The organism is Microbacterium trichothecenolyticum (genome assembly GCF_000956465.1).
In the GTDB taxonomy this organism is placed as follows: domain Bacteria; phylum Actinomycetota; class Actinomycetes; order Actinomycetales; family Microbacteriaceae; genus Microbacterium; species Microbacterium trichothecenolyticum.
This window is the reverse complement of sequence record NZ_JYJA01000027.1, coordinates 54,145-76,560: the sequence shown is the minus strand read 5'-3', so window position 1 is coordinate 76,560 and position 22,416 is coordinate 54,145. Positions and strand designations below refer to the sequence as shown.

Here is a 22,416-nt window from a genome sequence, read left to right as displayed (position 1 = left end):
TCCTTTCACTCCGCCTCGCCGATCGTACGGCGGGCGAGGAGGGCCGCCGCGAAGAAGCAGAGCGCGCCGACGCCCGTGCCGAGGTTCGCCCACAGCGGGCTCACGAGCTCGCCGGTCGACGGCAGGACGAACGCGGCGACCGCCGACACCCCGAAGGCGATCGACCCCAGCAGGTTGAGGCCGGTGCCGTGCCATGTGCGCGCGTCGCGATCCCACAGCGTTCCCCGGTCCTTCGTCGCCACGACCGCCAGGACGCTGGAGACGAGGAAGGCCGCGGAGCCCCACGCGTCAGGCCGCCATCCGGCCCCGACGTAGTCCGGATCCGTGATCGCGGCGATGAGGGCGGCCGCGGTCGACACGTTGAACAGGAGCGTGCCGGCGAACTGGATGGCGGCGGCCCACCAGTCGACGCGGTCCGCCCGGTTCATGCGCGCGTCAGGCGCGCGGCGCCCGCTCAGCAGGAGCTGGATCAGACCCGCCGTGGTGAAGAAGATCGATCCCGCGAAGAACGTGACGTTGGCGCCGACCGGACCCGCCCACGCGGCGTAGGCCGGGACGACGCCGATGAAGAACAGCGCCGACCCGACTGCGAAGCCCCAGGACTCCCGCCGGAGTCGCCGGATCCGCCGCGCGGTCGGGTCCAGCGGTCGTCGCGCGCTCAATGGTGGAAGCTGGGGCCGATGCCGGGGTGGGGCATGGGACTCTCGAGCGAGTCGAGGAACTCGGTCTCGCTGCGGATGTCCTTCAGCAGGTCCTCGGCGAGGTCGCGGCTGAGCCCGTTGCGACACACGATGCGCATCACCGTCTGATCCAACAGCTCGCCCGACAGCGGATACGCGGGGACGAGCCATCCCTTGATCCGCAGTCGCTCCGACAGGTGGTACAGCGTCCACTTGTCGGTGTGGCCCGGGGTGAGCCGCCAGGCGAACACGGGGATGTCGGTGCCGTCGCTGAGCAGCTCGAACGCGTCGAGTTCGGCGACCCCCGACGAGATGTACACGGCGACGTCCTGCGAGGCCTGCTGGATCGCGGTGTAGCCGGCGCGGCCGAGCCGGAGGAACCGGAAGTACTGCAGCAGCACCTGCGTGCCCGGACGCGAGAAGTTGAGCGCGAAGGTGGGCATCGAACCGCCCAGGTAACTCACCTTGAAGACGAGGTCGTCGGGCAGCGCCGCGGCGTTGCGCCACACCACCCAGCCGACCCCCGGATACACGAGCCCGTACTTGTGGCCCGACGTGTTGATGGACTGCACGCGCTCCACACGGAAGTCCCACTCGAGGTCGGGCTGCAGGAACGGCGCGATCATGGCACCCGATGCGCCGTCGACGTGCATCGGGATGTCGAGCCCGGTCTTCTCCTGGATCTCGTCGAGCTTCGCGGCGATGGCCTTCACCGGCTCGTACGCGCCCGTGTAGGTGACGCCCACGATCGCGACGACGCCGATCGTGTTCTCGTCGACGTAGTCCTCCAGCCCCGTGCCGTCCATCAGCGGGTGCTCCGCGGTCACGGGGATCAGCCGCATCTCGACGTCGAAGTAGTTGCAGAACTTCTCCCAGCACACCTGGACCGCCGAGCTCATGATGAGGTTCGGCTTCTCGGTGGACTTCCCTGCCGCGCGACGTGCGTGCTGCCAGCGACGCTTGAGTGCGAGGCCGCCGAGCATGCACGCCTCCGACGAGCCGATGGTCGACGTGCCGATCACGTCGTCGTTGTCGGGCACGTTCCACAGGTCGCCGAGGATGCGCCAGCAGCACTCCTCGATCGCAGCCGTGGCGGGATACTCGTCCTTGTCGATCATGTTCTTGTCGGCGGAGTCCACGGCGAGCCGGTTGGCGTAGTCGTCCATCCACGTGCCGACGAAGGTCGCGAGATTCAAGCGTGCGTTGCCGTCCAGCATCGTCTGGTCCCGGATCACGCGGTACGCCGTCTCGGGCAGCATCTCTCCCTCGGGGATGACGTTGTATCTCGCGGTCGTCGCCTCGCCGGCTCGGGTGAAGGTGGGCTGGAGCGCCTCGTCCTGGTACATGCATCCTCCGTCGCTTGCGGACCTGTCGCGCGGATGCGCGTCGGAGTGTGCGGTGCCCAGTCCACCGCACCCCCGGTTCGGCCCCTTCGGTGCCGAAGCTATACCGCTGAGGTCCTGCCGTCATCCCTGAATCGCGCGTGAGCGCGATGTTTCGTCGCTGTTCGCCTTACGGAAGGGACGGATGCTGCGCCCACGCGTACTCGGACTCCGGCCGGCCGCGCGTGCCGTAGCGCGCCGCGCGCTGCGCGCGGCCCTCCGTCACGAGGTGCTCGAGGTAGCGACGAGCGGCGACGCGCGACATCCCCAGCCGCTGCGCGGCCTCCGCGGCCGAGACGGGGCCGCGCTCGCGCACCTCGTCGCTGATGCGGGCGAGCGTGTCGGCGGAGAGGCCCTTCGGCAGCGCCACCCGGGTCGCGGGTCGAAGCGCCCCGAGGAGCGCGTCGATCTCAGCCTGCGTCGGTGCACCCGCAGCCTCGGCCGCGCGCCGCCGGAACTCGCGGTACTGCTCCAGGCGCTCGCGGAAGACGGCGAAGGTGAACGGCTTGACGAGGCACTGAGCGACGCCGAGCGACACCATCTGCCGCACGACGTCGGCGTCACGGACGCCCGTGATCGCGATGACGTCGACGGCGGCGCCGCGGGCGCGCACGTGCCGCAGCACGTCCAGCCCTGTGCCGTCGGGCATCGTGACGTCCAGCAGCACGAGGTCGATCTCGTCCCCGCGCTCCAGCACGGCGTCGATCGCAGCACGAGCGCCCGTGCACTCGGCGACGGCCTCGAAGTCGTCCAGGCGCGCGAGGTAGTCCCGGTGCAGTTCGAGCGTGAGCGCGTCGTCGTCGACGAGGAGGACGCGGATCATGTCGGCCTCGCCGGGAGGGTGACCACGAAGGCCGTCGGGTCGTCGCGCAGCTCCAGCCGACCGCCTGCGCTCGCCACGATCGAGCGGACGAGCGCGAGGCCCACACCGCGTCCCTCGGCTCCGCCGGGCTTGGTGGTGAAGCCGTGCTCGTAGATGCGCTCTCGCAGCGCCGCGGGAACGCCGGTGCCGCTGTCCGACACCTCCATACGCAGCGACGCGGGGGAGGAGGGCGTCCTCCCGAACACGACCCGCACCCAGCGGGGCGCCTCCGCTGCGGCCGCAGCATCCATCGCGTTGTCGATGAGGTTGCCGACCACCGACACCGCGTCGACGGGCGACAGCACGCTTCGTGGCGCGTCCGGGTCGATCTCGGCCGACCACTCGATGCCGCGCTCACGTGCCTGGGCCGCCTTGCCGAGCAGCAGCGCCCCCACGGTGGGGTCGCCGCCACGCCGTGCAGCCACCTGGTCGACGAGTTCCTGGCTCTGCCGCGACGTCTCGGTGAGGATCTCGATCGCCTCGCCGGTGCGGCCGAGCTCGAGCAGCGACACCGCGGTGTGCATGCGGTTGCCGTGCTCGTGGGTCTGCGCGCGCAGCGCCTCGCCGAGCGTCCGCACGGACTCGTACGAGGCGACCGCGTCGCGGATCGTCCCGGCGGGCAGGTCGCCTGCAACGCGCCGAGTCGTGCGGCGGGCGAGCCACGCGCCCACGAGGCCCGCCGCGAGCAGGGCCAGTGCGATCGACACGACGAAGGGCAGCCGCGGCAGGATCTTCGACCAGATGCTGCCGATCGTGACGCCGACCGAGACCCAGCCGACGAGTTCGCCCTCGGCGGTCACCGGCACGATCGTCCGCACCGACGGGCCCAGCGTGCCCGTGAACTCCTCGGTGAAGACGCTCGGCGTGCTCGGGATCGTGCCGAGGTAGTGCCGGCCGATCTCGGCGGGGTCGCGGTGGCTGACTCGGATGCCGTCCGGGGTCATGATCGTGACGAAGTCCAGGCCTGTCTGCGCCATCACGTCAGCCGCGAGCGGCTGCAGCGCCTCCGAAGGGTCGGGCGCGCTCAGGGACTGAGCCACCTCGGGCAGCGACGCGAGGGACGACGCGACCGCCCGCGTCACTTCCTCGGCCTCGTTCCGTTCGGAGCGCTCCGCGTCGAGCACGAGCACGGCGGCGAGGGCGGCGACGATCACGGCTGCCGAGACGGCGACGACGACGAACACGCGCGATGCCGCGCTGCCCCGCTGCGTCTTCGCTGACATGGCCCTCCTCGTCGATGCCGCCGCCTCCATCCTCGCCTGCCGAGGGCGGCAGGCGGGAGTCCGCGGGTGCGACCAATACGACCGTAAATCGCCGGTCGCCTCCGAGACGCGCACGCTGTCTCACACGCCGCACTCTCGAGCGGCACCGCGGAAACACCGCCGTTTCATCCCGCAGGAGGCAATGATGGCTCTCTCAACCCGCACCACGTCCTTCACGCTGCCCGGCTTCAACTGGAGACGTGGCAAGCAGGCGTGGGACAAGCACACCTGGCTCTACCTCTCGGTCATCGCCGCCGTCGTCCTGGGCGCGATCGTCGGGCTGGTCTGGCCCGACGTCGGAGTCGCGCTCAAACCGCTCGGCGAGGGCTTCGTCGCCCTCATCAAGATGATGATCGCGCCGATCATCTTCTGCACGATCGTGGTGGGCGTCGGCTCCATCGCGAAAGCGGCCACCGTCGGCAAGATCGGCGGTCTCGCGCTGCTGTACTTCATGGTGATGTCGACGTTCGCACTCGCCATCGGCCTCGTCGTCGGCAACCTGCTGCACCCGGGCGAAGGTCTGAACATGGCGAACGCCACATACGAGGCGACCGCCGAGGCGAAGACCACGCAGGAGTTCATCCTCGGCATCATCCCTGCGACGTTCTTCTCGGCCTTCACCGGCGAGAGCGTGCTGCAGGTCCTCTTCATCGCTCTCCTCGTCGGCTTCGCGCTGCAGCAGATGGGCGACAAGGGCACGCCCATCATGAACGCGGTGAAGCACTTGCAGGCGCTGGTCTTCCGCATCCTCGGCATGATCCTGTGGCTCGCGCCGATCGGAGCCTTCGGCGCCATCGCCGCAGTGGTCGGCAACACCGGCATCGCCGCGATCTGGGCCCTCGGCACGCTGATGATCGCGTTCTACATCACGTGCGTGCTGTTCATCGTGGGAGTCCTCGGCACGCTGCTGTACGCCGTCACCCGCGTGAACATCTTCAGCCTCATCAAGTACCTGGCGCGCGAGTACTTGCTGATCGTCGGCACGTCATCGTCCGAATCGGCGCTGCCCCGCCTCATCGCGAAGATGGAACACCTCGGTGTCTCGAAGCCGGTGGTGGGCATCACCGTGCCGACCGGGTACTCGTTCAACCTCGACGGCACCGCGATCTACCTGACGATGGCCTCGCTGTTCATCGCGAGCGGCATGGGCGCCCCGATGTCGATCGGCCAGCAGATCGGCCTTCTCGTCTTCATGATCATCGCCTCGAAGGGCGCAGCCGGCGTCACCGGTGCGGGCCTGGCGACACTCGCCGGCGGTCTGCAGGCGTACCGGCCCGATCTCGTGAACGGCGTCGGCGTCATCGTCGGCATCGACCGGTTCATGTCGGAGGGCCGTGCGCTCACGAACTTCACCGGCAACGCCGTCGCCACGGTGCTGATCGGCACATGGACGAAGGAGTTCGACGCCTCCCGCGCGCGCCGCGTGCTCACCGGGGAGCTGCCATTCGACGAGACGACCCTGTCGGGCGACGGCCACGACGGGATGTCGCCCGCCACGGACGCGGTCGGTGTGCAGGGCCTCGAGGAGGCTGCGATCAGCGAGGCGGAAGCCAAGGAGCGCCGCGCCCGCGAGCGCGAGGAGCTGCTCTCTCGCTGATCCGACGGCACGGGCGGGCGCGGGTCGAACCCGCGCCCGCCCGTTCAGTCGTCCGGGGCGATCTCGCCGGCCTCGATGGCCGACTCGCGCTCCTCGAGCTCGAGCTCGTCGACATCCTCTTCGACCGCCTCGAGGGGGTCGATGGTCGGCGGCGGGAGCTCGAACTCCACGCTGTCGTCGACGGGCACGTCGCGCTCGTCGTCGGGGATCCGCTCTCGGAAGTCGCTCATTGCCTTCTCGCGATCACTCCTCGCCGTACGGCGGCAACTCGTCTTGCTCGATGGCGCCCGCGACGGGAGGGGCGTCGTCCTGACCGTCCAGGTCGGGCAGCTCGTCGGCCTCGTTCGAGATCTCGTGGAACGTCGGGTCGAAGACCATGGCCTTGCTCCTATCCGCTCTTGCGACGGAACTCGCGCTTCGTGACCGCGCCGTGCGTGCCGTGGATCGCCGAGTCGCCATCCATGTGGGACTCGCCCTCGCGGTGATTCGCGTTCTTCTTGTCGAGTGCTTCCTTGAACTTGCGCTTCATCTCTTCGGATGCCGCAGACGCCGGCTTCTCGTCGGTGCTCATGCCCCCACCCTAGGCGCGGCATCGGACGCTCGCCAGGGTGGGGGGCTATCCGAGGCGCTGCTGATAGGCTTGGGCGGGTTGCCGTGTGGCAACCGCTCAATTCCATATGTGAGCTACACGGAGCAGGCCGGCAGGAAGCTGGTCCCCTGTGGTGGATTCCCCGCCGGACGACGTCGGGTGATCTTCTACTGGTGACCAGCGCTGGCGAACCCCGCGGCATCCCCGCGCGCCGAGATCTGCCTGTTCCTGCTCCTTCGCACAAGCTCGTGCGCGAAACGCGCGTGCGAGCCTAAACAAAGAAGGAGAGACCTCTTGGAAGGTCCTGAAATCACCGCCGCTGAGGCCGTTCTCGACAACGGCCGCTTCGGCACCCGCACCGTCCGGTTCGAGACCGGACGACTCGCGCAGCAGGCACAGGGTGCCGTCGCCGCGTACCTCGACGAGGAGACGATGCTCCTGTCGGCGACCAGTGCCGGCAAGTCGCCTCGCGAGGGCTTCGACTTCTTCCCGCTGACCGTCGACGTCGAAGAGCGTTCGTATGCTGCGGGCAAGATCCCCGGTTCGTTCTTCCGTCGCGAGGGCCGCCCCTCCACCGAGGCGATCCTCGTCTGCCGTCTCATCGACCGCCCGCTGCGCCCGTCGTTCGTCGACGGTCTCCGCAACGAGGTGCAGATCGTCGTCACGGTGCTCTCCATCGCGCCGGGCGAGTTCTACGACGCGCTCGCGATCAACGCGGCCTCGCTGTCGACCCAGATCTCGGGCCTGCCGTTCTCGGGCCCGATCGCCGGTGTGCGCCTCGCGCTCATCCCGGGTCACGGCGAGCACTCCGACCAGTGGATCGCGTTCCCGACCGTCACGCAGCTCGAGGAGGCCGTGTTCGACCTCATCGTCGCCGGTCGCGTCCTGCCCGATGGCGACGTCGCGATCATGATGGTCGAGGCCGAGGCCACCGAGCACAGCTGGAACCTCATCAAGGCCGGCGCCACCAAGCCGAGCGAAGAGATCGTCGCGCAGGGCCTCGAGGCCTCGAAGCCCTTCATCAAGGAGCTCGTCGCGGCGCAGAACGTCGTGGCGAACGCCGCGGCGAAGGAGATCCAGCCGTACCCGGTCTTCCCGCAGTACAGCCAGGAGGTCTATGACTTCGTGGCCGGTCGCGCGTACGACCAGCTCGTGCCGGTGTACCAGATCGCCGACAAGCAGGAGCGCCAGAACGCCGACGACGCGATCAAGGACGCCGTCAAGGCCGAGCTGCTCGCCGCCGTCGAGGCAGGCGATCTTCCCGCGGTCGCGACGCTCGAGTTCAGCGCCGCATACAAGTCCGTCACGAAGAAGATCGTGCGCGGCCGCATCCTCGCCGAGGGCGTCCGCATCGACGGGCGCGGCCTGGCCGACATCCGTCCGCTCGACGCCGAGGTGCAGGTCATCCCGCGCGTCCACGGCTCGGCGATCTTCCAGCGCGGCGAGACCCAGATCCTGGGCGTCACCACGCTGAACATGCTCAAGATGGAGCAGCAGATCGACTCGCTGTCGCCCGTCACGAGCAAGCGCTACATGCACCACTACAACTTCCCGCCCTACTCGACCGGTGAGACCGGCCGTGTCGGCAGCCCGAAGCGTCGCGAGATCGGGCACGGCTTCCTGGCCGAGCGCGCGCTCGTGCCGGTGCTGCCCAGCCGCGAGGAGTTCCCGTACGCGATCCGCCAGGTGTCCGAGGCTCTCGGCTCCAACGGCTCGACGTCGATGGGCTCGGTGTGCGCCTCGACCCTGTCGCTGCTGAACGCGGGTGTGCCGTTGCGCGCCCCCGTCGCCGGCATCGCGATGGGTCTCGTGTCGGACGAAGTCGACGGCCAGACGCGCTACGCCGCGCTGACCGACATCCTCGGCGCCGAGGACGCCCTCGGTGACATGGACTTCAAGGTCGCCGGCACGAGCGAGTTCGTCACCGCGATCCAGCTCGACACGAAGCTCGACGGCATCCCGTCGTCGGTGCTCGCCGCCGCGCTCACGCAGGCCAAGGACGCGCGCCTCACGATCCTGGGCGTGCTCAACGCCGCGATCGACGGCCCGGATGAGATGGCACCGACCGCCCCGCGCGTCATCAGCGTGCAGATCCCGGTCGACAAGATCGGCGAGCTGATCGGCCCGAAGGGCAAGACGATCAACGCCATCCAGGACGAGACCGGCGCGCAGATCTCCATCGAGGAGGACGGCACCGTCTACATCGGCGCGACCGACGGCCCCTCGGCCGAGGCCGCTCGGGCCCAGGTCAACGCGATCGCCAACCCCACCAACCCGGAGGTCGGCGAGCAGTTCCTCGGAACGGTCGTCAAGATCGCGACGTTCGGCGCGTTCATCTCGCTGCTGCCCGGAAAGGACGGCCTGCTGCACGTCAGCGAGGTCCGCAAGCTCGCCGGCGGCAAGCGCGTGGAGAACGTCGACGACGTGCTCTCCGTGGGTCAGAAGCTGCTCGTCAAGATCACGAAGATCGACGACCGCGGCAAGCTCTCGCTCGAGCCGGTGCTCGAGGAGGCTGCTGACCAGGAGGGTCGCGCCGCGGCCAGCGAGGGCCCGGAGGCTCCCGCCGAAGGCTGACGCCTCGCCGTCCGGTGAAACCCGGTCGTCGGATCACGGATGCCCGTCCCCGAGAGGGGGCGGGCATCCGTCGTACGTCGTCCGGTAGGGCTTCGCGCACGTTGTCCACCGGACAGGGGACGTATCCCCTGGGGATCAGCCCTTGTGACCAAAGCGTTATGTAATGTTTATCCATAGTTCGCCTCAGTGAGCGGCGCCCTGTCCGGACTGGCCTACCCTGTGTGTAAGCGCCGGGGGGCGCGCACAGTGATCACGAGTCCCGCGGGGATCTCGTGAGGGGGTGGCACATGGCTTACTTCGGCGTTGACTCGACGCTCCCATCGTCGAGTCCGGATGCCGCATCCACGCAGCCGGGCGCCGTCGTGCGCGGCCCGCATCCCTCCGCTCCGATCCCCGTGCAGGGCCCCTCGATCGGCAGCAACGTTCGCGTCGCGCTCGGCGAGAGCGGCTCGCACATCTTCCCGCTGATCCTCGGCGCCGCCGAGTTCGGGTGGAACGTCGACCTCGAGTCGAGCCATGCGATCCTCGACACGTATGCCGAGCTGGGCGGCAACACCGTGCACACCGCCGACAGCTACTCCAGCGGTCGCAGCGAGCACATCATCGGCCAGTGGCTGCAGTCGCGCGGTCTTCGCGACGACATCGTGCTCGCGGTCCGCGTCGGCGGTCACGCAGACAACCCCGGTCTCGGCCCGGTGAACCTGGTGCGCGCCGTCGAGGCTTCACTGACCCGGCTGCGCACCGACCGCATCGACGTGCTCTACCTCGATGCGACGACCGATCGCTCCTCGTCGCTCGAAGACACGCTCGCCACGGCGGAGTGGCTCGTCGAGACCGGCAAGGTGCGGGCGCTCGGCGCCATCGGCTACAGCGCCGCGCAACTCGTCGAGGCGCGCATCTTCGCGTCGGCGGGTTACCCCCGGATCACCGTGCTCGACGTCCCGTTCAACGTGCTGCGCCGCCACGAGTTCGACGCCGATCTGCGTCTCGTCGCCGGGGCGCAGGGCATGGCGGTGACCCCGTCGCACGCGCTGGAGCACGGCTTCCTCGCGGGCCGGCAGCGCTCGAAGATCCGCGGCGCCCTCTCGGTGCGAGGGGCGCAGCTGGCGGCCAACCTCAACCGCCGGGGGAGCCGGACGCTGCGCGCGCTCGACGCCGTCGGCGCCGAGCTGGGTGTTCCCGATGCGGCGGTCGCCGTCGCCTGGCTGCTCTCGCAGAAGCTCGTCACCGGGCCCATCGTGAACGCGTACGCGCCGCAGCACGTCGAGGAGCTCGTCCAGGGCGTCGGCGTCCGCCTCAGCCGCAGCCAGCTGGCCGACATCGGACGCGCCTCGGAGTAGACCCACCGGCGCTTGAGACTCGCCGTCCACAGTCGCTGAACCGCCCCGACGAGGTGTCGTAGGCTGGATGCTGTGCCTTCCCCAGGGCACGCGATCCCCGACGGAGTGAACTGCGTGACGCACTACATCTACCTCGTGCGGCATGGCGAACATCAGGACGCCGAGCACGGACTCGTCGACGGACCGCTGTCGCCTCGGGGCCGCCGGCAGGCGGCGCTGCTGGCGGACCGGCTCTCCGGGGTGCCGTTCGACGCGCTGTGGCATTCGCCGCTCGAACGCGCCAGCCAGACGGCTCGCGCGGTCGCCGAACGGATGCCGTCGCTCACGCCCGAACCGTCCGCCCTGCTGTTCGACTGCGTGCCGACGGGCATGACAGACGAGACCCCCGCCGCTTTCGAGCCGTTCTTCGGCTCGATCACCGAAGCCGAGGTCGAGGCGGGTCGCGCCCAGATGTCGGACGCGACGAGCGAGTTCCTGGCGCGCAAGCGCGGCGAGGTGCACGAACTCCTGATCACGCACAACTTCGTGATCGCGTGGTTCGTGCGCGAGGTGTTGCAGGCGCCCGACTGGCGCTGGATGACGCTCAACCAGGCGCACTGCGGGCTGACCGTCATCGCGCAGAAGCAGGGGCGTCCATGGACGCTGCTGTCGCACAACGACCTCGCGCACCTGCCGGTCGAGCTGCGGACGGGCCTGCCCGAGGTCTACCCCGTCTGACCCGCCTCGGTGCTCAGAGCACCTTGCCGTACCAGCGGGACGCGTTCGGGTTGTCGTTGTAGGGCTCGATCGCGACGAATCCGGTGCGCGCGTAGAGTGCGCCGGCTGCCTCGAGCGAGTGGTGCGTGTCGAGTACGAGCTCGGCGGCGCCGAATCCGCGGGCGCGTTCGATGAGGTCCTCGACGAGCAGGCGCCCCCACCCGCGCCCGCGTGTGACCGGCCGCAGGTACAGGTGCTTCAGCTCGTACCGCGGGCCGAGCCGCCCTTCGGGGATGAGACGGATGCCGCCGCAGCCCTGTGCGACGCCCTCGTCATCGTCGAGCACGACGAAGACGCCGGCGGGAGGCAGGAAGGCCGCCGGATCGGGGAAGGTCGTCCGATACGCGACGCCCTGGTCGGCGAATCCCTCGGTGCGGATCCGGAAGTACTCGGCGAGGAGGTCGTGGGCGTCGGGCGCATCGACGGGGGAGGGTCGGAGAGTCACCACGCCTCCAGAGTAGGCGTCAGCCGCTGCCGCGCGGCCCGGCTGCTCTCCGGCCCCCGCCTAGGATGGAGGCATGACGACACGCGTGGCCATCGTCGGAGGCACCGGAAAGCTCGGAGCGATCATCCGCGACGTGGTCGACGCCGAACCAGGTTTCGAGGTCGCCGGGGTGCTGTCGTCCCGGTCGGAGCTGTCGGAGCTCGACGGCGCGGACCTGGTGGTCGATGCGTCGACGCCCGCCGTGTCGATCGACGTCGTCCGCGCCGCGATCGAGCGCGGCATCAACGTGCTCATCGGCACCTCCGGCTGGTCGGCCGAGCGCATCGCGCTGGTCCGCCCGCTCGTCGAGGCCGCCGGCACGGGCGCGGTCTTCATCCCCAACTTCTCGCTCGGCTCGGTGCTGGGCTCGGCGCTCGCGGCCGCCGCGGCGCCGTTCTTCCCGTCGATCGAGATCGTCGAGGCGCACCGCGAGACCAAGATCGACTCGCCCAGTGGCACCGCCGTGCGCACGGCCGAACTCATCGCCGCCGCGCGCGAAGGCGTCGGCCCGGTCGAGTCGCCCCACGTCGACCAGCGCGCCCGCGGCCAGCAGGTCGCGAGCGTGCCGATCCACTCGCTGCGCCGCCCGGGCGTCGTCGCACGCCAGGAGACGATCCTGTCGGGGGCGGGGGAGTCGCTCACCATCGTGCACGACACCGTGGAGCCGGCGCAGGCGTACGGTCCCGGCATCCGTCTCGCCCTTGCCGCCGCTCGGGACGCCTCGGGAGTCACCGTCGGCCTCGACAGCCTGATCGACATCGGCGTCGGTCGCCGCACGTCTCAGCCCGACGGGCGCCCCGTCGACGAGGGCGGCGTGCCCGGCCAGGTCGCCCGCGCGACGGGGGCATGAGCGCGCGCATCGGCGTCGCCGTCATGGCGGCGCTGCTCGCGCTGTACATCGTGCTCGTCGGGCAGCGGGCGTGGCTGCTGCTCGTGAGCGGCGACCCCGTGGGCATCGCGATGGGCGCGGCGCTCGTCGTCCTGCCGCTCATCGCCGCGTGGGCGCTCGGGCGGGAGCTGTGGTTCGGCGTGCGTGCGCAGCAGCTCGGCAAACGGCTCGAGGCCGAGGACGCTCTGCCGCAGGAGGAGGTCGCCGTGCGTCCGAGCGGCCGCGTGATGCGCGAGGACGGGGACGCCGTCTTCCCGGTGCACCGCGCCGACGTCGAGGCCCACCCCGACGACTGGCGGGCGTGGTACCGGCTCGGACTCGCCTACGACGCCGCCGGCGACCGCCGTCGCGCACGAGAGGCGGTGCGCGCCGCCATCCGGCTGGAGAAGGCCGACCGCCCCGGCTGAATCCCGGCGCGGGATCAGGATGCCGCGGGCACGGCGGCTGCGACCGCGTCCTCCACCGTCGGGTGCGAGAACGCGAAGCCCGACGTCTCGAGCGCATCCGGCACGACGTGCGCATCTGCGGTGAGGATCGCCTCCGTGGCGTCCGCACCGAGGGCGAGCTTCATGCCCCACACCGGCGCGCGCAGCAGGAACGGGCGGTTCATCCGCACCGCGAGGGCGAACCCGAGATCGTTCGCCGTGGCGCGCGTAGGCCCGGAGAGGTTCACCGGACCGGTGAGGCGGGCGTCGATCACGTGTCGGATCGCGCGGACCTCGTCCTCGAGCGAGATCCACGGCCACGCCTGCGTCCCGCGGCCGATCGGGCCGGAGAGGCCGAGCTTCGTCAGGAGCATCAGCGGCTTCAGCACGCCGTCGGCGTGCACGACCGGGGCAGTGCGCAGCACCGACACCGCAGCATCCGTCCCCGCGCCGTATGCCGCGGCCTCCCACTCGCCGCAGAGATCCGCGAGGAACGACTCGCCGCGCGGTGCGTCCTCCGTGAGGCGCGCACCGGGCGCGGAGCCGTAGTAGCCGACGGCCGATGCCGATACGAAGTGCGGGGACCCCGTACCGAGTTCGCGCACGGCTCGGGCGAGCGCGCGGGTCGGCGCGATGCGCGACCACAGCAGTGTGCTCTTGTACGACCGCGTCCACGGGAAGCGTCCGATGCTCGCACCGTTGAGCCCGACGACGGCGTCCGCCCCCTCGAGCACCGCGGGATCCAGCCGCTCGGCCGTCGTGAGCCACTCGACTTCGTGCGCGGCCTCGGCGGGCCGGCGCACGAGCGTCGTCACCTCGGCGCCGTCGGCGCGGAGGCTCTCGACGAGCGCCCGGCCGATGAGGCCGGACGCCCCGGCGACGACGATCCGCCTGCCGTCGTCACTGCCCGGCGGGCCTTCAGGCAAGCGTGGCCTCGATGGTGATCTCGATGCCCGCGAGGGCCTGCGAGACGGGGCATCCGGCCTTCGCGCTCTGGGCGAGTCGCTCGAAGTCCTCCGGCTCGAGTCCCGGGACGACGGCGTTGACGTTCAGGTGGCTGCCGGTGATGCCCGTGCCCGGCTTGAACGTGACGGAGGCGGTCGTGTCTATCGACTCCGGGGGAGTGCCGTTCTCGGCCAGGGCGAGCGAGAACGCCATGCTGAAGCACGAGGCGTGGGCGGCGGCGATGAGCTCCTCGGGGGTCGTGACGGACGTCGAGCCCTCGCTGCGCGCCTTCCAGTTGACGGGGAAGGTCCCGAGGCCGGACGACACGAACGTGGTCTCACCGGACCCGTCGAACAGTCCGCCCTTCCACACCGTGGTTGCTTCGCTGGTGACGGTCATATGGGCCTCCTCGCTGACGGACGCCCGCGTGCCGGGCGTCTCGCGTCAGCCTATGGCGTCGGCCCGCCGCACCGCGATGGGTTGACAGGGGATGCTGAGCCCCTCGGCCCGCGGACGGCCGACCGGGCGTCAGGCCGAAGCCGGGCGGGCGCGGCCGACGATGCCGGCGCGCTGCAGGAGGAGGTACAGCTGGCAGCCGAGGCAGAGCCCGAAGACGGCGTTGAGGAACGCGGCGATGGAGGCCGCAGCGGCGGCGATCGTCAACGCCCACGGCATGCCGAACAGCTGCAGCGCGAGACCGAGTGCCGACACGAACAGGCCCACGCCCTGCGCGAAGCGCGGCGGGCGCGGGTCCTCGAGCTCGCTCGGAGCCGATAGGCGCGGCGCCACGACAGTGCGGTACAGCGCGCCCCACGGCGCGGTGCGCGGCGAGACCACGCCCCACAGGAAGAGGAGGGTCGTCGCGAGCAGCAGGAGGAAGGCGGGGTCGAGGAACCGCTGGGCGACGCTCGCCGCGGAGACCGCCCATCCCTCGGCCGTCTGCGCCGTCGACAGGCCGGTGAGCCCCAGGAACACGACGATGAGCAGCAGCACGGCGGTGATGCCGGCTGCGAAGCGCGGGCCTCGGGGGTCGATGCCGCGTGGGGAAGCGTCCGCTCGGTCAGACATTCGCGTCCTCTGCGATCAGGCGGTTGAGCTCGAGCTCGAGCACGTCGCGGCCGGGCGCGCCGCCGAAACGCGTCTGCACGACGCCGTTGCGGTCGAGCACGAGCGTGGTCGGCGTCTGGAGCACCTGGAAGTGCTTCGCGATGTCGGGGCGGTGGGTGAGGTCGACGTCGAGGTGGCGCACGCCCTCGTGATCGTCGGCGATGGCCGAGAGCGTGCGGTGCACGCCGGGACAACGGGCGCAGAGCTCGGTGCTGAACTGCAGCAGGGTGGCGACTTCGCCGAGTCCGTCGGCGCCGAGGCGGTGAGGTTCGATGACCTCGTGCTCGACGTTGCGGCGGGCGTGGGACTGTCGCCAGTTCAGGAAGACACCGAGTGCCACCGTCGCCGCGAGGAGCGCGGCGAGGGCGATGAGGGCGCCGACGAGGTTCACAGCAGATCAGGCTAACCCCTTTCACCTGAATGGAGGCCGAATCGGGGAATATGACGCGATCGATGTAACAGAAGGGGCGGCGCCGTGAGGGACTCGCACGGTGCGGGCACGGCCGGGATGTCCCGGGCGCCGGTATCGTGGCAGCCGTGACGACGCCGATCCCGACCCCGTACGAAGACCTTCTGCGAGACGTGCTCGAACACGGCACCCACAAGGACGATCGCACCGGCACCGGCACGACCAGTGCGTTCGGCCGGCAGATCCGGTTCGACCTCGCACAGGGCTTCCCGCTCATCACCACCAAGCGCGTCCACTTCAAGTCGATCGCGTACGAGCTGCTGTGGTTCCTCCGCGGCGAATCGAACGTCGCGTGGCTGCAGCAGCACGGCGTGACCATCTGGGACGAATGGGCGGATGCCGCCGGCGAGCTGGGCCCGGTCTACGGGGTGCAGTGGCGGTCGTGGCCGACGCCGTCGGGGGACCACATCGACCAGATCGCGCTCGTGCTCGACCAGATCCGCGCGAACCCCGACTCGCGTCGGCTGATCGTGTCGGCGTGGAACCCCGCCGACATCCCCGACATGGCACTCGCGCCGTGCCACGCGATGTTCCAGTTCTACGTCGCCGACGGCAAGCTGTCGTGCCAGCTGTACCAGCGCAGCGCGGACCTCTTCCTCGGCGTCCCCTTCAACATCGCGTCGTACGCGCTGCTGACCCTCATGGTCGCGCAGCAGGCGGGGCTCGAGCCCGGCGACTTCGTGTGGACCGGCGGCGACTGCCACATCTACGACAACCACGTCGAGCAGGTGCGCGAGCAGCTCACCCGCGAGCCGTACCCTTACCCGACGCTGCGCATCGCGCGGACGCCCGAGTCGATCTTCGACTACCGTTACGACGACTTCGTGCTCGAGGACTACCAGCACCACCCCGCGATCCGCGGGGCGGTCGCGGTATGACGGCCCCGATCGGCCTCATCTGGGCGGAGGCGCACGACGGCGTGATCGGCGCCGACGGCGGCATGCCGTGGCATGTGCCCGAAGACCTCGCGCACTTCAAGGCCCTGACACTCGGCGCACCGGTCGTGATGGGCCGACGCACCTGGGAGTCCTTCCCCCCGCGCTTCCGCCCGCTGCCGGGGCGGCGCAACATCGTGATCACCCGACAGGAGCAGTGGACGGATGCCGGCGCCGAGCGCACCGCATCGCTCGAGGCCGCGCTGGCCCTGGCCGACGAAGGCGGGCCCCAGCGCATCTGGGTGATCGGCGGCGGGCAGCTGTTCCAGGAGGCCATCGAGCTCGCCGACCTCCTCGAGGTCACCGAACTCGATGTCGCGGTCGCGGGAGACACCCTGGCGCCCGACCGCGCCGGCTGGCTCACGGCCGCGACGGACCCGGTCGACGGCTGGCACACGTCGGGTTCCGGCATCCGCTACCGCTTCCTGCGACTGGTGCGGCCGGAGGCGCACGGCTTGAACTGACACGGCAATAGGCTGGCGCGCATGGCGAAGACGGCGCTCATCACCGGTGCGAGTTCTGGTCTCGGTGCGGAGTACGCGCGCCAGCTGGCGGCGAAAGGCGCGCACCTCGTGCTCGTCGCGCGAGACCGGCACGCGCTCGAGCAGCTCGCGGTGCGGCTGCGGTCGACCTACGGGGTCGAGGTCGACGTGCTCGGAGCCGATCTGCTCAAGCGCCGCCAGCGCGAGCGGGTCGAGGCGCGCATCGCCGACGAGGCCCGGCCGATCGAGATCCTGGTGAACAACGCAGGCTTCGGGCTGCCCCTGGCTTTCGAGCGCAACGACATCGAGGACGAGGTCCGTCACCTGGAGCTGCACGTCGAGGTGCCGATGCGCCTCACGCACGCCGCGCTGGGCGCGATGCTGGCGCGCGGGCACGGCCGCGTCATCAACGTCGCGTCGGTGGCCGCCTTCATCCCGCGCTCGACGTACGGCGCCTGCAAAGGGTGGCTCGTGAGCTTCAGTCGCTGGGCGAACGGCCGCTACGGCCCACGAGGCGTCACGGTGACCGCGGTGTGCCCCGGCTACACCCACACCAACTTCCACGAACGCCTCGGGCTGCCGCCGGGGCAGGAGGGCGTGCCCGACGGGATGTGGCTCGACGCGCGCGACGTCGTGGCCGAGTCGCTGCGCGACGCGGCACGCGGTGCCGCGGTGTCGATCCCGTCGCTGCGGTACAAGGCGCTCGTGGCCCTGGCCCGCTTCGCCCCGCCGTCGGTCGCCGCGCGCATCGGAGAGCGCGGCCGCTGAGCCGGCCCGGGTCTCACCGGGGACCCCCTCCCATTGCCGAAACACGGGTCGGCAAGGGCGACACGCCGGTGTCGGATGCCGCGGCCCGGCGTGTCGCGCGATCGACCCGTGTTTCGGCGGAATGCAGCCGGCGGTCGCACCGTCGAGCCCGGCTCGCCTGCAGCCGTCGTGAGATTCACCAGTCTGTGTGCCGAGGCACGGGTCGGTAACGGGGGCACGCCGGTGACGAATGCTGCGACCCGGCGTGTCGGATGACCAGCCAGTGCTTCGGTGGCAGCCGGGGAGGGGCCTCGTGCGCTCGGCGGTGCGACGGGGGAGGGAACCCGGGGTTCCTCCCCTGACGACTCGGCTCGAAGCTTCTCCACTGATCGACCCACCTGGTCCGCCGGTGCGAAGAGATGGCGCGACCGTGAGGCATGACCGTCGAATCCGCCGTTGCTGCCGTGGAGCTGATCGGAGGCGTCGCGCGCACCCGGGACATCGTCGCGCAGGGCGTCCGGAAGAGTGACCTCGGCCGGGCCCACGCCGAGGGGCTCCTCCTGCGACCTCGGGTCGGCGTGTACGCGACACCTTCCACCCCAACAGCAACCGTCGAGGCGCTGAGCCATCGCGGACGCATCGCATGCGTGACCGCGGGACGCGCCTACGGGCTGTGGCTCCTCGACGACGGCGATCAGGAACCGGTCCACACCTGGATCGACGAGAAGCACCACCCGATGCGGATCGCCATCCATCCTGAGCCCGAAGAAGGTGCATGCTGCGCCTTCCACCGTGACATCGCCGTTGACGAGCCGACATTGGCGTCCGTCGGAATCCTTCACTGTCTCCGGCAGATCCTTGCGTGCCGGGGCGAGGAGGCGTTCTTCGCGGCGCTCGAATCGGCTCTGCGGCAGAGTCTGGTCGATGATCAGGCGCGAGAGCGGCTGAAGCTCAGCCTCCCCGCTGGGTTTCGCTGGCTCGTCGACTTCGCTCGCACCGACGCCGGCAGTGGGCTCGAATCCCTCGTTCGGCTGCGGCTCCGCAGGTACGGGCTCGCGCTCACCCCGCAGGTCGCCGTTCCCGGGGTCGGCGTGGTCGATTTCGTCATCGGCGACTGCCTGATCGTGGAGGCCGACGGCGACACCCATGACGGACCGTCTCGGCACCGTGACCGCGTACGCGACGCCGCGGCGATGGCACTCGGCTTCATCACACTTCGCTTCGACTATGCGCTCATCGTGCACGACTGGGAGATCGTCGAGGCTGCGATCCTGGCCGCTTTCTCGCGGAACCTGCACCGGAGCCCCGCCGGCCTCACGTGGTGAGAACGGTCTGCCTCGGTCCGACCCGCGGCACGCAGCATCCGTGTCCCTCCACTCGTGCGAGCGCCGAAACACGGGTCGACGACTTCGACACGCCGGCGACGGAGGCGTCGGCCCAGCGTGTCGCGCGATCGACCCGTGTTCCGGTGAAGCCGGGTCGCCGTCGTGGGGTGACCGTCACCGGGCGCGCCGGGGCGCGGCATCCCGATAACCTGAATGCATGACGCATACGGGCAACCCCTTCGGACAGGTGCTCGTCGCGCTCGTCACCCCCATGACGGCCGACGGCGAGGTCGACTGGCCCGCTGTCGAGAAGCACATCGACGACGTCATCACCGCGGGCGCCGACGGCATCGTCGTGACCGGCACCACGGGTGAGACGTCGACCCTCACCGACGCGGAGAAGATCCGCCTCGTCGAGGTCGGAAAGGATGTCGCCGCCGGCCGCGCCAAGATCATCACGGGCGGCGGGTCGAACGAGACCGCCCACGCGATCGAGCTCTACAAGGCCAGCGAGAAGGTCGGCGCCGACGGCATCATGATCGTCACGCCGTACTACAACAAGCCCACGCAAGCCGGCATCCTGACGCACTTCCGCCTGGTCGCCGATGCGACCGATCTGCCGGTGATCCTGTACGACATCCCGGGCCGCACCGGCGTGCCGATCCGGTACGAGACGATCCTGCGCCTCGCGAAGCACCCGAACATCCTCGCCATCAAGGACGCCAAGGGCGACTTCAGCGAGGTGAGCCGCGTGCTCAACCAGACGGACCTGATGTACTTCTCGGGCGACGACGCCAACGTGCTGCCGCACCTCGCGATCGGCGCCACGGGGCTCATCGGCGTCACCGCGAACATCGCGGCGCAGCCTTACCGTGCGATCGTCGACGCCGTCAACGCCGGTGACCTCAGGACGGCCACCGCAGCGCACCAGCAGCTCGAGCCGCTCGTGCGGGCCGTGATGACCCACGTGCCCGGCACGGTGTCGGCGAAGTACATCCTCCACGGCCTCGGCCGCATCGGCAGCCCGCGTGTGCGGCTGCCGCTGGTCGGACCGGAGGAGTGGGAGGCCGCCAAGATCGAGGACGAGCTCGCTCTCGTGAACGATGTTCCCGGCGCCGACTTCTCGAACTTCCGCCCCGACCGCAACGCCGCCGCCGGCGGCGCGCTGCCGAAGGTCTCGGGCACCACGAGATGACCACCGCGCCGTCGAACCGTCGACGGCGCGCAGATGACGGGCGTCCCAGCGCCCGGAGGAGGCTTCGCAATGCCCACCACCCCGTACGACCCGCCGGAGCTCGAAGCAGGAACCCTACGGATCGTCCCGCTCGGCGGCCTCGGCGAGGTCGGCCGCAACATGACGGTGTTCGAGTACGGCGGGAAGCTCCTCGTCGTCGACTGCGGCGTGCTGTTCCCTGAGGAGCACCAGCCCGGCGTCGACCTGATCCTTCCCGACTTCGAGCCGCTCAAGAAGCGGCTCGACGACATCGTCGGCGTCGTGCTCACGCACGGACACGAGGACCACATCGGCGCGGTGCCGTATCTGCTGAAGCTGAAGAGCGACATCCCGATCATCGGATCGGGGCTGACGCTCGCACTCACCGAGGCCAAGCTCAAGGAGCACCGGATCAAGCCGTACAGCCTCACGGTGGCGGAGGGGCAGCGCGAGAACCTCGGGCCGTTCGAGCTCGAGTTCGTCGCGGTGAACCACTCGATCCCCGACGCGCTCGCCGTCGCGATCCGCACGCCCGCGGGTCTCGTTCTCGCGACCGGCGACTTCAAGATGGACCAGCTGCCGCTCGACGGCCGGCTGACCGACCTCCGCGCGTTCTCGCGGCTGGGGGAGGAGGGTGTCGACCTCTTCCTCGTCGACTCGACCAACGCCGATGTGCCCGGCTTCACGCCCCTCGAACGGTCGATCGGCCCGGTGCTCGACCAGGTGATCGGCAAGGCGCCGCGGCGCGTGATCGTGGCGAGCTTCTCGAGCCACGTCCACCGGGTGCAACAGGTGCTGGATGCTGCCGCCGCCCACGGCCGCCGCGTGGCCCTCCTCGGCCGCAGCATGCTGCGGAACATGACGATCGCCGAGGACCTCGGCTATCTACACGTGCCCGAGGGCGTGCTCATCGACTACAAGAAGGCCCGCGATCTGCCGGACGACCAGATCGTCTACATGTCCACCGGCTCGCAGGGCGAGCCGATGGCCGTGCTCAGCCGCATGGCGAACCTCGACCACGCGATCGAGCCCGGCCCCGGCGACACGGTGATCCTGGCGTCGAGCCTCATCCCCGGCAACGAGAACGCGGTGTACCGCGTGATCGACGGGCTCACCAAGCTCGGCGCGAACGTCGTGCACAAGGGCAACGCCAAGGTGCACGTGTCGGGCCACGCCGCGGCCGGCGAGCTGCTCTACTGCTACAACATCCTGAAGCCGAAGAACGTGCTGCCGGTCCACGGCGAGTACCGCCACCTGATGGCGAACGCGCGTCTCGCGCAGGACACGGGGATCGACCCCGAGCGCACGATCCTCGCCGAGAACGGCACCGTGATCGATCTCAAGGACGGCGGCGCGCACGTCGTCGGACAGTACGACCTCGGCTTCGTCTACGTCGACGGGTCGACGGTGGGCGAGATCACGGACGCCGACCTCAAGGATCGCCGGATCCTCGGCGAAGAGGGCTTCATCTCGGTGATCGTGGTGGTCGACGCGTCGACCGGCAAGATCATCTCCGGACCGGAGGTGCACGCCCGCGGCTTCGCCGAGGATGACGCGGTCTTCGAAGACGTCAAGCCCAAGATCGCCGCAGCGCTCGCCGAGGCAGCCAAGTCCGGCGTCCGCGACCAGCACGCACTCTCGCAGATCGTCCGCCGCACGATCGGCCGCTGGGTCAACCAGTCGCTGCGCCGCCGGCCCATGATCGTCCCGCTCGTCATCGAAGCGTAGCGAGATGACCATTACGCGGAGAATCGAAGCGTAGCGAGATGACCATCACGCGGAGAATCGAAGCGTAGCGAGTTCGCCATCCGCGGAGTATCGAGGCGTAACACGCGAGCCGTACGATCGGCGTCGTGGCCACTTCGTTCCGCATCCGCCCCGCCGTGTCGGCCGACGGCGCCTTCCTCGGCGACATGGTCGTCGAGGCGGCCAACTGGCGCCAGGGCGGCGCGCGGCCCCGTCACGAGGTGATCGGCGGGGCCGAGCACCGGCGCTACGTGGCGGGCTGGATGCGGCCCGGCGATGCCGGCTTCGTGGCGGAGGACGCCAACGGCGAGCCGGCGGGCGCCGCCTGGTACCGCATGCTCCCGCGCGACGAACCCGGGTTCGGGTACGTCGGCACGGGGGTGCCCGAGCTCATCATCGGCGTCCGCCCGATCTGGCGCGCCCACGGGGTCGGGCGCGCACTGCTGCAACGGCTCTGCGAACACGCGGGAGCGCAGGGGTTCGCGCGCGTCAGTCTCAGCGTGGAGCGGGGCAACTTCGCCTCGACGCTGTACCGCAGCGAGGGCTTCGCCGTCACGCAGAGCGGATCGGGCCGCGACACGATGGTCAAGCGCCTGCGCTGAGGCGT

At 70.2% G+C, this 22,416-nt stretch carries 25 protein-coding genes; 13 read left to right on the top strand and 12 right to left on the bottom strand.

Features of this window, described 5'->3' with window-relative positions:
• Positions 1–5: 5 nt before the first annotated feature.
• The 4 genes from RS82_RS04760 to RS82_RS04745 form a co-directional block, all read right to left on the bottom strand.
• Complete coding sequence (locus tag RS82_RS04760; protein ID WP_245619513.1) at positions 6–662, bottom strand: hypothetical protein; 657 nt, start codon at positions 660–662, stop codon at positions 6–8.
• On the bottom strand, positions 659–2,026 hold the full coding sequence (gene gad / locus RS82_RS04755) for a glutamate decarboxylase (protein WP_045297304.1): 1,368 nt from the start codon (positions 2,024–2,026) through the stop codon (positions 659–661). Before gad ends, RS82_RS04760 begins: the two co-directional genes overlap by 4 nt.
• A 166-nt stretch (positions 2,027–2,192) precedes the next feature.
• The gene (locus RS82_RS04750; protein ID WP_045297302.1) at positions 2,193–2,885 is read right to left on the bottom strand and encodes a response regulator; all 693 of its coding nucleotides are present in this window, start codon (positions 2,883–2,885) and stop codon (positions 2,193–2,195) included.
• Positions 2,882–4,147 carry a sensor histidine kinase gene (locus RS82_RS04745; RefSeq protein ID WP_045297301.1) on the bottom strand — a complete coding sequence of 422 codons (1,266 nt, stop codon included), beginning with the start codon at positions 4,145–4,147 and terminating at the stop codon, positions 2,882–2,884. Before RS82_RS04745 ends, RS82_RS04750 begins: the two co-directional genes overlap by 4 nt.
• Before the next feature lie 184 nt (positions 4,148–4,331).
• Between RS82_RS04745 and RS82_RS04740 the strand changes: the two genes are divergently transcribed.
• Entirely contained in the window at positions 4,332–5,783 is a 1,452-nt protein-coding gene (locus RS82_RS04740) for a cation:dicarboxylate symporter family transporter (RefSeq protein WP_045297300.1), read from the top strand.
• Positions 5,784–5,827: 44 nt separating this feature from the next.
• Here the strand turns inward: RS82_RS04740 and RS82_RS04735 are convergent, their stop codons facing one another.
• The 3 genes from RS82_RS04735 to RS82_RS04730 are packed head-to-tail and all read right to left on the bottom strand — an operon-like array spanning position 5,828 to position 6,354.
• Positions 5,828–6,013 (bottom strand): hypothetical protein, encoded by a 186-nt coding sequence (locus RS82_RS04735; protein ID WP_045297299.1) that lies wholly within the window; start codon positions 6,011–6,013, stop codon positions 5,828–5,830.
• Positions 6,014–6,026: 13 nt separating this feature from the next.
• Positions 6,027–6,161 carry a hypothetical protein gene (locus RS82_RS21935; RefSeq protein WP_281176459.1) on the bottom strand — a complete coding sequence of 45 codons (135 nt, stop codon included), beginning with the start codon at positions 6,159–6,161 and terminating at the stop codon, positions 6,027–6,029.
• A 10-nt stretch (positions 6,162–6,171) separates the two neighbouring features.
• Positions 6,172–6,354: a DUF5302 domain-containing protein gene (locus tag RS82_RS04730; RefSeq protein ID WP_045297298.1), complete on the bottom strand. Its 183-nt coding sequence runs from the start codon at positions 6,352–6,354 to the stop codon at positions 6,172–6,174.
• Between the two features lie 312 nt (positions 6,355–6,666).
• On the opposite strand from RS82_RS04730, the gene RS82_RS04725 reads away from it, so the two are divergent.
• The 3 genes from RS82_RS04725 (at position 6,667) to RS82_RS04715 (ending at position 11,003) form a co-directional block, all read left to right on the top strand.
• A complete protein-coding gene (locus RS82_RS04725) occupies positions 6,667–8,946 on the top strand; it encodes a polyribonucleotide nucleotidyltransferase (protein ID WP_045297296.1) in 2,280 nt (759 codons plus the stop codon).
• Between the two features lie 287 nt (positions 8,947–9,233).
• Positions 9,234–10,286 carry an aldo/keto reductase gene (locus RS82_RS04720; protein WP_045297295.1) on the top strand — a complete coding sequence of 351 codons (1,053 nt, stop codon included), beginning with the start codon at positions 9,234–9,236 and terminating at the stop codon, positions 10,284–10,286.
• Between the two features lie 114 nt (positions 10,287–10,400).
• Positions 10,401–11,003, top strand: a complete 603-nt coding sequence (locus RS82_RS04715) for a histidine phosphatase family protein (protein WP_045297294.1) — start codon at positions 10,401–10,403, stop codon at positions 11,001–11,003.
• 13 nt (positions 11,004–11,016) lie between these two features.
• On the opposite strand, the gene RS82_RS04710 is transcribed toward RS82_RS04715, so the two are convergent.
• Entirely contained in the window at positions 11,017–11,490 is a 474-nt protein-coding gene (locus tag RS82_RS04710) for a GNAT family N-acetyltransferase (protein ID WP_045297293.1), read from the bottom strand.
• Positions 11,491–11,560: 70 nt separating this feature from the next.
• Here RS82_RS04710 and RS82_RS04705 point away from each other — a divergent pair, with 70 nt between their 5' ends.
• Complete coding sequence (locus tag RS82_RS04705) at positions 11,561–12,376, top strand: 4-hydroxy-tetrahydrodipicolinate reductase (RefSeq protein ID WP_045297290.1); 816 nt, start codon at positions 11,561–11,563, stop codon at positions 12,374–12,376.
• Positions 12,373–12,822, top strand: coding sequence for a hypothetical protein (locus RS82_RS04700; protein ID WP_045297288.1), 450 nt, complete (start codon positions 12,373–12,375; stop codon positions 12,820–12,822). The genes RS82_RS04705 and RS82_RS04700 overlap by 4 nt, the downstream gene beginning before the upstream one ends.
• A 14-nt stretch (positions 12,823–12,836) precedes the next feature.
• Here RS82_RS04700 and RS82_RS04695 read toward each other — a convergent pair whose 3' ends face one another.
• From RS82_RS04695 to RS82_RS04680, 4 genes are all read right to left on the bottom strand, one after another.
• Complete coding sequence (locus RS82_RS04695; protein ID WP_045297286.1) at positions 12,837–13,766, bottom strand: TIGR01777 family oxidoreductase; 930 nt, start codon at positions 13,764–13,766, stop codon at positions 12,837–12,839.
• On the bottom strand, positions 13,759–14,184 hold the full coding sequence (locus RS82_RS04690; RefSeq protein ID WP_045297285.1) for an OsmC family peroxiredoxin: 426 nt from the start codon (positions 14,182–14,184) through the stop codon (positions 13,759–13,761). Before RS82_RS04690 ends, RS82_RS04695 begins: the two co-directional genes overlap by 8 nt.
• Positions 14,185–14,313: 129 nt before the next feature.
• Positions 14,314–14,853 carry a DUF4395 domain-containing protein gene (locus RS82_RS04685; RefSeq protein ID WP_045297284.1) on the bottom strand — a complete coding sequence of 180 codons (540 nt, stop codon included), beginning with the start codon at positions 14,851–14,853 and terminating at the stop codon, positions 14,314–14,316.
• Positions 14,846–15,283 carry a TlpA family protein disulfide reductase gene (locus RS82_RS04680; RefSeq protein ID WP_045297283.1) on the bottom strand — a complete coding sequence of 146 codons (438 nt, stop codon included), beginning with the start codon at positions 15,281–15,283 and terminating at the stop codon, positions 14,846–14,848. The genes RS82_RS04685 and RS82_RS04680 overlap by 8 nt, the downstream gene beginning before the upstream one ends.
• 146 nt (positions 15,284–15,429) lie before the next feature.
• Here RS82_RS04680 and RS82_RS04675 point away from each other — a divergent pair, with 146 nt between their 5' ends.
• From RS82_RS04675 to RS82_RS04645, 7 genes are all read left to right on the top strand, one after another.
• A complete protein-coding gene (locus RS82_RS04675) occupies positions 15,430–16,239 on the top strand; it encodes a thymidylate synthase (protein ID WP_045297382.1) in 810 nt (269 codons plus the stop codon).
• Complete coding sequence (locus tag RS82_RS04670) at positions 16,236–16,760, top strand: dihydrofolate reductase (RefSeq protein WP_045297282.1); 525 nt, start codon at positions 16,236–16,238, stop codon at positions 16,758–16,760. Before RS82_RS04675 ends, RS82_RS04670 begins: the two co-directional genes overlap by 4 nt.
• A gap of 21 nt (positions 16,761–16,781) precedes the next feature.
• Entirely contained in the window at positions 16,782–17,546 is a 765-nt protein-coding gene (locus RS82_RS04665) for an SDR family NAD(P)-dependent oxidoreductase (protein ID WP_045297280.1), read from the top strand.
• Positions 17,547–17,962: 416 nt separating this feature from the next.
• Positions 17,963–18,850 (top strand): type IV toxin-antitoxin system AbiEi family antitoxin domain-containing protein, encoded by an 888-nt coding sequence (locus RS82_RS04660; RefSeq protein ID WP_045297279.1) that lies wholly within the window; start codon positions 17,963–17,965, stop codon positions 18,848–18,850.
• Between the two features lie 217 nt (positions 18,851–19,067).
• On the top strand, positions 19,068–20,045 hold the full coding sequence (gene dapA / locus RS82_RS04655; protein ID WP_045297277.1) for a 4-hydroxy-tetrahydrodipicolinate synthase: 978 nt from the start codon (positions 19,068–19,070) through the stop codon (positions 20,043–20,045).
• 69 nt (positions 20,046–20,114) lie between these two features.
• Positions 20,115–21,791 carry a ribonuclease J gene (locus RS82_RS04650; protein ID WP_045297276.1) on the top strand — a complete coding sequence of 559 codons (1,677 nt, stop codon included), beginning with the start codon at positions 20,115–20,117 and terminating at the stop codon, positions 21,789–21,791.
• A 125-nt stretch (positions 21,792–21,916) separates the two neighbouring features.
• A complete protein-coding gene (locus RS82_RS04645) occupies positions 21,917–22,411 on the top strand; it encodes a GNAT family N-acetyltransferase (protein WP_157005391.1) in 495 nt (164 codons plus the stop codon).
• Positions 22,412–22,416: the final 5 nt, after the last annotated feature.